The organism is Bacillus sp. TE8-1, assembly GCF_008368855.1.
In the GTDB taxonomy this organism is placed as follows: Bacteria; Bacillota; Bacilli; order Bacillales; family Bacillaceae_G; genus Bacillus_A; species Bacillus_A cereus.
The window spans coordinates 1-9,826 of sequence record NZ_QPET01000041.1 but is presented as its reverse complement, the minus strand read 5'-3'; the positions used below and the strand labels follow the sequence as shown (position 1 = coordinate 9,826).

The following is a 9,826-nucleotide window of genomic DNA, read 5'->3' as shown; positions in this document are numbered from 1 at the left end:
AATTTGAGTTTCTGTAACGTTCATATATGAAGTAATTCTTTAAAAAAGGAAGTGATTTATTATACAAATTCAAGCTGTGAAAATACCAAAGAATATTGAAAGTCATTTGCTTAAGCAACTTAGTAACTTAGTTTCAAATGAGAAGAAAGAACGAATGAAGCGTTTATTAAATTCATGCGACATTAATAGAACTCTGATAGGAGATTTACTAATTCGATCTCTAATCTGCCAAAAGTATAAAATTAATAATGAAGAAATTAGATTTAGATATAATGAGTATGGAAAACCTTTTGTTGAAAAATTTTCTGACTTTCATTTTAATGTGTCACATTCAGGAGAATGGGTGGTTTGTGCTACTGCTAATTTTAATGTGGGTATTGATATAGAAAAAGTTTCAGAAATAGAGGCTTTTAAATTAGCACATGAATTTTTTTCAGCGGATGAATTTTATGATATATCTAATATGAATTCTGATGAACAAATTAATTATTTTTATGATTTATGGACATTAAAAGAAAGTTATATCAAAACGATTGGAAAAGGACTTTATATCCCGTTAAATTCATTCTCTATAAAAAAAGAGTCACGAACTTTAATTTCATACAAGAATATACCTAAAAACTTTTACTTTAAACAATATAACATTGATCCAAATTATAAGTTATCTGTTTGTGCAACAAGAGATGAATTTCCACAAGAGATAATAATTAAAGACATTTATACAATTTGCCAAAATATATACAAATTTGAAAGTAAGGAGAAAATCAATGCAGAAGACTAAACTTTTTTGTTTTCCACATGCTGGGGGATCTGCGTTTAGTTACGCAAAATGGAAAAATTACTTTAATCCATATATTGAGATAGTGCCGATAGAGTTAGCTGGTAGAGGATATAGAATTGAAGAAAATTTGTACGGAAGTATGGAAGAAGCGGTAAATGATGTCTATAATAATATCGTTATGCAGATAGATGATTCGCCATATATTTTATTTGGGCATAGTATGGGAAGTTTGATTGCCTATGAAGTAGCTAGAAAAATACAAGATTCTAAAAGCGTATTGCCTAAATTTCTTGTTTTATCCGGTAGAAATCATCCAAATAGTAAAATAAAAAATATCCGACATAATCTTTCTAACGAACAATTTAAAAGAGAAGTTATTGCAATGGGAGGTACACCATCTGGGGTACTGCAATCAGAAGAATTAATGGAGATCTTTCTCCCTATTCTAAGAGCAGATTTTAAAATCGTTGAGACGTATATTCATGACAAAAATACACAACCATGTGATATTGATTTTCTTATATTTAATGGGGAAAATGATGAATTTACTACATATGATCAAGTAATAAAATGGGAACGATACACAAGTAAAACGTGTACTTTTCATTCTTTTGAAGGTAATCATTTCTTTCTAAATGAAAATATTGAAGAAATAGCAAAGAGTATTATAGGAAAGTTAGATTCTAAAAGATTATCGACTAGTTTTTAGGATTTTTCAAAGTATGTTCATGCCTAAGAAACAAAAATATTAATGATGAAAAATACAGGCATTGCTGAAATTTTATTGAATATATGCATAGAAGCCTAAACGAACTGTTTAAATGCAGAAACTCTAAGCAAAATGTATATGAATTGACTTTAGTTTAAGCTTACCTATAATACCATCTAGATTCTTTATTATACTTAATACAAAGTACATAACAGTTAGGGATGCAATATGTGAAGTAAAAAGGCCGACTCTTATAATTATGAGTGGGCCTTTTGGTTTTATGGATATCAAATTAGTGAGCAACATTTCAAAGGGTATCTTGTGATATAACTAAGTAGAATTTTTTAAACAAGGGGATGATGAGATGAATAAATTGAAGGGGAAAATTGCATTAGTAACAGGGGCTAGTAGAGGGATAGGCCGAAGTATTGCCTTACATTTGGCACAGGCTGGTGCGTTAGTCGTTGTTCACTATAGTAAAAGAAAAGAAGAAGCAGAAAGTGTAGTGGATCAAATTAAACAAGATGGCGGTTCCGCGTTTGCGATTAGTGCAGACTTAAGTACTTTTAATGGCATTAATAAATTGTATGCAATGATGGTCAATCTCTTCAAAAATATATAGGTGATACTACATTTGATATCCTTGTAAACAACGCTGGGATTGGGCAGGTGTTAACGTTAGAGGAATCTACGTTTTTTTAGTAGGCTCTTTCTAGCTAATGATAAGGTACCAGCAAATAAACTATTTTGTCTAATTGACAAATAGAAAGTTTACATAACGTTTTTCTGGTAAATAATTCTGAGTCAAATAGTGTGATCAATTAAGTTATTTAGTGTGTCTTTCATCATAAATATCTAAAACTACATATTTATGAAATTTTCACACTATATTTAGTCCTAAATCATACGATTTTAATACAAAATACTATAATTTGATTAATAATAGTAGTGAAAAAAATATTAAATATATCTAAGTTTTAAAGCTAATGTTAGAAGCTGGTGTACCGCATTCTTATTTCAATAGCACATATGCAAGTATTAAAGTCCAGAACTCATCTGGTAGCGTTATGTACAATAAGGAAATTATGGGAAATAGACAACAAAATGCTGAAACCCAAACAGTACCTGTAAAAGAGGGAGATTATATAGAATTTACTCATATAGAAGGGGAAGCAGCAAAGGAAAAAACACGCACGACTTTAACTAACCTTGAGAATGGAAAACAGGAACATATCGGGTTACATCTACAGGATTAATTAGACAATAAACGTATAAAAAAGTTGGGGAAATCCCCAACTTTTTTATCATTTTAGTCAAGAAGGTTCCTTCTTCAAGGAATGCGAAGTGAGTAGGTAGAGATAAATTGGCTTCGAATAAGGAATGGCAGGAAGCTTTATCAATAAGTATGCAAATATTTTAAAAACTAATTTTTATACAAAAAGTGTATACTTACGACGAAAAAAGTTTACCTTAACCAACAATTTTGTTTTTTAGTAAATTTAAGGTGCATAATTATGTCAAATTATCTTCATTTACATGACTGTGAACGTGGTATAAAAATGAAGCATATCCAAAATTATTAAAGGGGCTGAAAAAATGATTAAAAAACTTATTATTGGTTCTATTGTTTTAGGAACAGCAATAGGAGTAAGTAAACCTACATTTGCTTCAACAAATGATTCTCCATCACAGTTTCAAGATAGGGGAGATGCCCAAGTTCAATCAATACCATCGCAATGGCAGTATTTAGGGCAAACCTCTAGGGAACTTCAAATTAAAACTAAGGATCCAAAAGTGCTTGCTTTTGAATTAGCAAAAGAAGCTCCATTTTACGAAGATGAATTAGTGGATGTGTGTTTTGCAATCTTAAGAGAAAATGTAGATGTAGTATATTGGACAAGTAAGGAATGGGCTAGATTTGAAGTAGAAAATTACGAGTTTAAACATGAAATGAAAATTTATAGAGATAAAGAACGTCAGCAATTAATTACTTCACTAGAATCATAAGAAAATAGAGGCTATCTTTAATAAGATATGCATCCAAAAATGTAGACAGGAAAAGAAAGCACATAAAACTGTTTCGATATTGGAAAGTAAACTAAAAAAACAAGTATAATTACTTGTTTTTTTTAGTTGCAGTAATTATTTAGAAGGTTTAGCTTGTGTATGATCACCTACATTTATTGGATAACCATAATCCGCTCTACACCATGATTGGGACATAAAAGCTAGAAAGATATCAATCCATTTATTCTTAAATTGAATTAATATTCCTCCGTCATGGTATGTTTCGTTATATTTTGAAAAATCATTTCACAAACAATATGTAATCCTCTATGGCAACATTATTAAATTTGAACGATATTAACAGAACTTTGTTGATAATTAGCTAAAAAAGTATTGTACGATTAAATGTGTTATGTTACATTTATATTACGAATTTGTTACTTAATATTATAAATGTTTCGGTATTGTTTCTTTCTATTTCTGAAACATTACAAAATCTATAGGTGTTTTATGTGTATAGGAGTGTGTGTAGTAAAGAGTCTGAGTTGAAAATACGTGCACACTTTAAATTTCCTTTCTGTCTGAATGAAGAAGACTACCAACTAATTAAAGGGTTTAAAGTAACAACTTTAAATAAAATGTGCTACCTTTCCCACACAAAAATTAGTACATATTTAAAGTACAGCCTAGTTACTACACAGACTCTTGTACATATAAACATTAAGGTGAAATAAAGATATGGATTTATTACATAATAAGCATTACTTAGCTAAACGTAAAAATATTATCTGTGCATTTTTATGAAATGTTAAAATACCTAGATGATATTTTTTGAAGATTTCTTGGATATGTTTATGAATAACAATTTCTAATACTTAATGATTCTCTATTACTTAAATATCCAATAATTTATGTGATTGGATTTATAGGGTGTATGTACATTCACTTATATAGGGAAAATGAGGTTTTTCATATGAAGTATAGTTATAAAGTGTTTATATTTATTTGGACAATTATTTTATTGTTTTTTTTACTTTATTATGGTTACAGTACAATTTCCGACAAGGAGCAAATGCCAGTTATAACAATCAAACAATAAAAATAGATACCCGAAAATGTTTAAGAACAGGAACAATTACATGCATAAACAACCTTACGATTTCCATGCATACCCCACGTCATTTGGGCAATAGGGGAAAAGTATTATTATTTGGCATGCGCAATCTTCCATCACTAGTAGAAACGGAAAGTTCCGTATCCCCGCTGAAGGAGGAAGATGTCTACCTGCCAGGGGGGATCTATTCAGCATCTAGAAATATTGGAATTAAAAGTGTAGAAAACAAATAGTGAAAAGGGAACATATCTTGCGTTTCCTTTTTTATTCTTGTAGATAAGTCTGGGGAGAAAACGGGGATTTCTGCACGTAACATAGATCTCATTGGTATACTAATTGTGTTTTACGTATAGCTGGGAGTGGGTGTGATGGTATTTGCAATTGATGCGAGATTCTGTCATTCTTTTCATGAAATTGAATCATTAGACATTCCCAATATATTGTTTCCGAGTCAGTGTAGGAAATTGTATCAAGTGATTGGAATCGGCATTCAAGAAGAATTCCGCAATTCCTATGTCATTATAAAAGAGCAACATGGTTCCGTTACATACCGATTACCAGAAGAATTATCAACATGGGTGCAGAACAAATTATTACTTGTTAAAGGGGGTGCCAGTTTGTTTCCGTGTCCTTTCGGATTTTCACATTTCCAAGTTCGTTGCTTCGCGTATTCTTGTTAACTGTTTATCATGATGAACACCGCAGAACACTTTGTAAAAGCGGAAATTGATGATGGGACCATATTTACAAGTTGAAGGCAAATGGTAAATTGTTCAAACTAATGGTTATAGAGTACAAATAAACATTAAGCAGGATAAAGACTTTCTTAGCGCCTTTGCCTCAAATTCTAACTTAATTGAAAAGAGCCTCCATTACTTTATTGGAGGCTCTTATTTTTCACTTTTTTCTCTACAGCTAAAGATTTTTTGTTTTTTTAGTGATTTTCTATTTTCTATTACAAATCGAAAGACTGTGCTTTCACATCAAATAATAAACATGAAAAGGGTTTTCCATTTAATTCTTAAGAAATCTCCCTTTTACAAGATATTCGATGTTGTTAGCTTCTTGGATTTCTTTTGATAATAACCAAATTGTATTTCTTGTTCCAGTCTTATTTTTAAATTGATGTCAAAGTTTTTCGTATTTAGTTCTTCTTTAAGGATTGTGGTTACTTTGATTAAATCCTCAATTTTAGATAAAATTGTACTTAACAATGGTAAGCCTGAGGAGATTATATCAGCTAAGTTAATCTTTAGTGACACAGTTAATCCTGAGGGGGATGAGACAATTACAAAAGAACAGCAAGCGGAATTTCACTTCTAAGAGGGGGCAGACGCCTCTCTTTTTTTATGTCGCAAATAGCATTAATTCGTTAATTAATTTATATGAGATTATCTTAAATAAGTTAGTTAAGAAAGAAAAATAAAAGTGAGTAAAAAGATAAAAATACACAGGTACGTAAAAAATAAGGAAGGTGTATTTGCAAGTGTTTTAGTTGGGTGTGATATCAATTATATTTGTAAAGATGAATATTACGTTTGAATTACTATGGATGGAAAAGGAGGAGTTTCAAAATCTATGGATGGTAAAGTGATGGGAAAGGATTATGAATATACATTATCGGGTTTTGATAAGGAAGGTAAAGAAAAAGAGTTAGAATTTATTGCACAAAAGAATCTTCGTAAAGAAGCATTCCTACGTGTATATCACTCAGATAAAAAAGGTGTAACAGCTTGGGAGGAAGTGCAGGAAGACGAGCTCCCGAAGAAAGCAAAAAAATAGGTGTGAAATAATCAGTTATTTGTGATGGTGGATTCTCCTAGGTGGAGGGTTCGCCGTTTTTTATTATATGTTATGTTGTAGTTTTTATATAAAGCATATTGAAAAAATAGGTTAAATCTTCTGGAATGATGTCTCCATAATTAATAACTTGTACAATAACCTTTCAATTATCACTAAATCCATTCATATCAACAAGTTGTCCCATATATCCCTTTGTATCAATATCTTTTAAAGTACGCTAAAAATACCCTTTATTTTATCTTTATCTTATCTTTACCTTATCTTTAAATTTTTATATTAAACTTGAAACCTTAAAGTATTGATATATGAGTCTAAAAAGGGCGGGAGATAGATGTTCATTACATAGTTTGTATATAACCAATTACCTTTGAAAAATTGAATTTCTTATACGAGGAGGAATATATGAAGGATACAAGTAAAAAACAAATTATAAAAGTGTTCCTTATTAGTATTTTAGGCTTAGGAACAATACTTGGAATGCTATATTTTAATCATAAAACCAATATTCAACAAAATAAAGCGCAAGCCACCGAAAAACGTGTATTGCAATATGAGTCTACCTTAAAAAAAGAATTAGAAAAATATAATTTAGGAGAGAAAACACCAATTTTATTAGGAATTATGTATCAAGAGAGTAGAGGTGAGGGAAGCGATCCTATGCAGTCATCTGAATCACTTGGATTAAAGCCAAATGAAATTCAAGAGACAAGCTTGAGCATTGAACAGGGGGTAAAGCACTTTGCTAAAATGTACAAATATGGAACGGACAAGGATGTTAGCATGGATACAATTATTCAAAGTTATAATATGGGGCCAGGGTATATTGATTTTATTGCTAGTCAAGAAGTTAAACAACACTCGGAGGATTCGGCCAAAAAATTTTCTAAGATGAAAGTTGATCAAAATCCAGCGATGTATACTTGTGGTGGAAATAAAAATAATTTTAGGTATCCATATTGTTATGGTGATTTCACATATGCCACAAAGGTAAATGAAAAAACAAAACTTATTGAAGAACTTCTTCGAAATGTACATAGCTTTTCTAAATAAGTTGCAGAATGAAATATAATGATACCATCAGTTATTAACAATAATATCTAAGAAAAAACTACTTTCTTTCTTAATTAACATAATTTTCAAAAACAAATCCCGTGGATGTTAATATTTGTTATATAATATATTTGTCAAAGCATTATCCCTAAAGTTTCTAAAGTCAAGCTGTAAGATAGTTTGTTTGGCCCGTATTTTCACCTTAAAAGTGGAGTTTAAATATAGTTGCAATTTTTTGAGGGGGGAAAAGTAAATGTTTATAAAAACAGAAAGATTATTAATACGAAAATTTGAGTTCAAAGATTGGCAAGCTGTTCATGAGTATACATCAGATATCAATGTTATGAAATACATACCTGAAGGGGTTTTTACTGAAGAAAATACAAGAAACTTTGTGAATGAAAACATTGGTGAAAACGCTAAAAACTTTCCTGTAGTATTAATTGATAAAGATATTCTGATTGGTCATATAGTTTTTCATAAATATTTTGGTGAGCATACATATGAGATTGGCTGGGTGTTCAATCCTAAATATTTCAATAAAGGATATGCTTCTGAAGCAGCACAAGCTACATTGAAATATGGCTTTAAGGAAATGAAATTACATAGGATTATAGCTACATGTCAGCCACAAAATACCCCATCATATCGAGTAATGGAGAAGATTGGAATGAGAAGAGAAGGCTATTTCAGGAAGTGTATACCACATGGGAATGAATGGTGGGATGAATATTATTACGCTATTTTAGAAGAAGAGTAGTGCCTTGGAACGCATCATTTAAATTGACACTCCTATTCCTAAATAGGTAAGTTGACTATCTTTATTGGAGATTCTTGCTACTAAAGGCGAAGTTTATTTCCGGTATCGCTGACGTGCAAAACTTTGTATAATCTGATCTTATCTCTAAATCACAACTGTTACCCCATCACCATCAAGTTAAAGTTTCATTTTATTTTGCTAACTTGAGGGTGATGTGACGTAACCTTAATTATTTAAAAATTTTAAAAAGGCCCCTTAGCCATGTTAAAGGGACCTTGATCACGCAAATGATCTGTAAGCCAATTCATTTTTGATATACAGATCATTTGTATGATAATTTTTATAAATAATTGCTAAATAGTGAATTTACATAAATGCTTTTAGAAGTTCTTGAATTAATGGGATTGCTCCACCTATAAATTTTAAAACTGCCATTGCGATTTCCATATTATTCTCTCCTCTTTTTCGTATTAAAATGTAATAAATCTTTATAACTTTATTATAGTAAGCGCTTACAATGATAACAATACATTTCCGTATGCAATATTGCATATTTATACATTAGATCTCTATTATTCATTTTTTAATGGTACTATAGCGAGGTGAGAGTCTTTAAGGGTTCTCCTTAATAGGAGGAAATATGGAAAGAGTGCAAGCGATTTACAGTAATCAAAAATTTAAGAGTTGGGTTAAACAGGTATTAGCTGTAGGAGGAGTAATAGGGTGCTGTTATTTGGTGTTATATGTTTTCTGTTTCTTAGTTATCATGTAAATAGTATACAACTAAACTAGTAGAGTCTTGCCTAGAGAGGTAAGGCTCTTTTATTGTAGTACCTGGAGATGAGCAAACTACATACAATATCTCTCAGGTTTTTCAGATCACTTTGTAGGATTCCTTGTTTAGAACACTAATTCATATCATTGAAAACAGAATTCTATGGATAAAAAATATGTTTTTACTAGATACATACTAAAAAGATAAGCATAAATTATATTAGATTTTGGCAAAATCTTTTTGAATTGGAAAAGGATTTAAATCTTACTTATAGACTTGATTCCTTTTTATATACCATAATCCTTATATTGATACGTAAATATAATACAGTAATAATAAATTAAAAGCAAGAATTTTAGTAGCGGTACGTTCACACATCCATCAACTTAAGATTTTCAAACAAAAAATTCTTTTTTTAATTGATTAATAGTAAACGAGAAAGATTGGCAAATTAACAACTAAAGAGATTTCTTCAGGTAAAATCTATCAAAAGGTCCTTTACAAAATTTATACATAAGTCAATTATAAAATCATGTAAATATTATGTATTTTTGTAAAAGAAATTCATTGACACTTGTGTATATAAGTAACTATACTCGTTACATCAAATTGAATGCGTGATAATACGATTTTATTATTATTACAAACATGTAAATATAAAAATAGAAAATCTCAATTTGATAAATACAATGGTAGAGGTGTTTATTTTAATGAAGCACAAATTAATTGCAACAGGTATCCTTGCAGGAGCTATATTATCCTATTCTTCTAATATTTTAGCAGATACTCATAAATTCCCTGATGTTCCTACATGGGCTGATAAATCC

Annotated in this window: 8 protein-coding genes and 4 pseudogenes; 9 read left to right on the top strand and 3 right to left on the bottom strand. The window is 30.2% G+C overall.

The window, feature by feature from the left end; all coding sequences use genetic code 11:
- Nucleotides 1–76 precede the first annotated feature (76 nt).
- The 5 genes and pseudogenes from DN404_RS28885 to DN404_RS28865 all read left to right on the top strand — a co-directional run bounded on the left by DN404_RS28885 (nucleotide 77) and on the right by DN404_RS28865 (nucleotide 3,497).
- On the top strand, nucleotides 77–781 hold the full coding sequence (locus DN404_RS28885) for a 4'-phosphopantetheinyl transferase family protein (RefSeq protein WP_042866929.1): 705 nt from the start codon (nucleotides 77–79) through the stop codon (nucleotides 779–781).
- A complete protein-coding gene (locus DN404_RS28880) occupies nucleotides 768–1,490 on the top strand; it encodes a thioesterase II family protein (protein ID WP_006918054.1) in 723 nt (240 codons plus the stop codon). Before DN404_RS28885 ends, DN404_RS28880 begins: the two co-directional genes overlap by 14 nt.
- 364 nt (nucleotides 1,491–1,854) lie before the next feature.
- Nucleotides 1,855–2,183 (top strand): annotated as a pseudogene (locus DN404_RS31130) (SDR family NAD(P)-dependent oxidoreductase); the annotation flags it as partial.
- Nucleotides 2,184–2,467: 284 nt separating this feature from the next.
- Nucleotides 2,468–2,757, top strand: a pseudogene (locus DN404_RS28870) (putative mucin/carbohydrate-binding domain-containing protein); the annotation flags it as partial.
- Nucleotides 2,758–3,086: 329 nt separating this feature from the next.
- Nucleotides 3,087–3,497 carry a hypothetical protein gene (locus tag DN404_RS28865; protein ID WP_149215779.1) on the top strand — a complete coding sequence of 137 codons (411 nt, stop codon included), beginning with the start codon at nucleotides 3,087–3,089 and terminating at the stop codon, nucleotides 3,495–3,497.
- 135 nt (nucleotides 3,498–3,632) lie between these two features.
- Here the strand turns inward: DN404_RS28865 and DN404_RS28860 are convergent.
- Nucleotides 3,633–3,788, bottom strand: a pseudogene (locus DN404_RS28860) (DUF2278 family protein); the annotation flags it as partial.
- Nucleotides 3,789–4,979: 1,191 nt separating this feature from the next.
- On the opposite strand from DN404_RS28860, the gene DN404_RS28855 reads away from it, so the two are divergent.
- Nucleotides 4,980–5,291: a hypothetical protein gene (locus DN404_RS28855; protein WP_149215778.1), complete on the top strand. Its 312-nt coding sequence runs from the start codon at nucleotides 4,980–4,982 to the stop codon at nucleotides 5,289–5,291.
- Nucleotides 5,292–5,625: 334 nt separating this feature from the next.
- Here DN404_RS28855 and DN404_RS31385 read toward each other — a convergent pair.
- A pseudogene (locus tag DN404_RS31385) lies at nucleotides 5,626–5,873 on the bottom strand (hypothetical protein); the annotation flags it as partial.
- Nucleotides 5,874–6,159: 286 nt separating this feature from the next.
- Here DN404_RS31385 and DN404_RS28850 point away from each other — a divergent pair.
- The 3 genes from DN404_RS28850 to DN404_RS28840 all read left to right on the top strand — a co-directional run bounded on the left by DN404_RS28850 (nucleotide 6,160) and on the right by DN404_RS28840 (nucleotide 8,224).
- The gene (locus DN404_RS28850; RefSeq protein WP_255445496.1) at nucleotides 6,160–6,393 is read left to right on the top strand and encodes a YxeA family protein; all 234 of its coding nucleotides are present in this window, start codon (nucleotides 6,160–6,162) and stop codon (nucleotides 6,391–6,393) included.
- A gap of 423 nt (nucleotides 6,394–6,816) precedes the next feature.
- Nucleotides 6,817–7,464: a lysozyme family protein gene (locus tag DN404_RS28845; RefSeq protein WP_149215777.1), complete on the top strand. Its 648-nt coding sequence runs from the start codon at nucleotides 6,817–6,819 to the stop codon at nucleotides 7,462–7,464.
- Nucleotides 7,465–7,717: 253 nt separating this feature from the next.
- Nucleotides 7,718–8,224, top strand: coding sequence for a GNAT family N-acetyltransferase (locus DN404_RS28840; RefSeq protein ID WP_000470146.1), 507 nt, complete (start codon nucleotides 7,718–7,720; stop codon nucleotides 8,222–8,224).
- 366 nt (nucleotides 8,225–8,590) lie between these two features.
- Here the strand turns inward: DN404_RS28840 and DN404_RS28835 are convergent, their stop codons facing one another.
- Nucleotides 8,591–8,776 (bottom strand): hypothetical protein, encoded by a 186-nt coding sequence (locus tag DN404_RS28835; protein ID WP_001987408.1) that lies wholly within the window; start codon nucleotides 8,774–8,776, stop codon nucleotides 8,591–8,593.
- Nucleotides 8,777–9,826 lie beyond the last annotated feature (1,050 nt).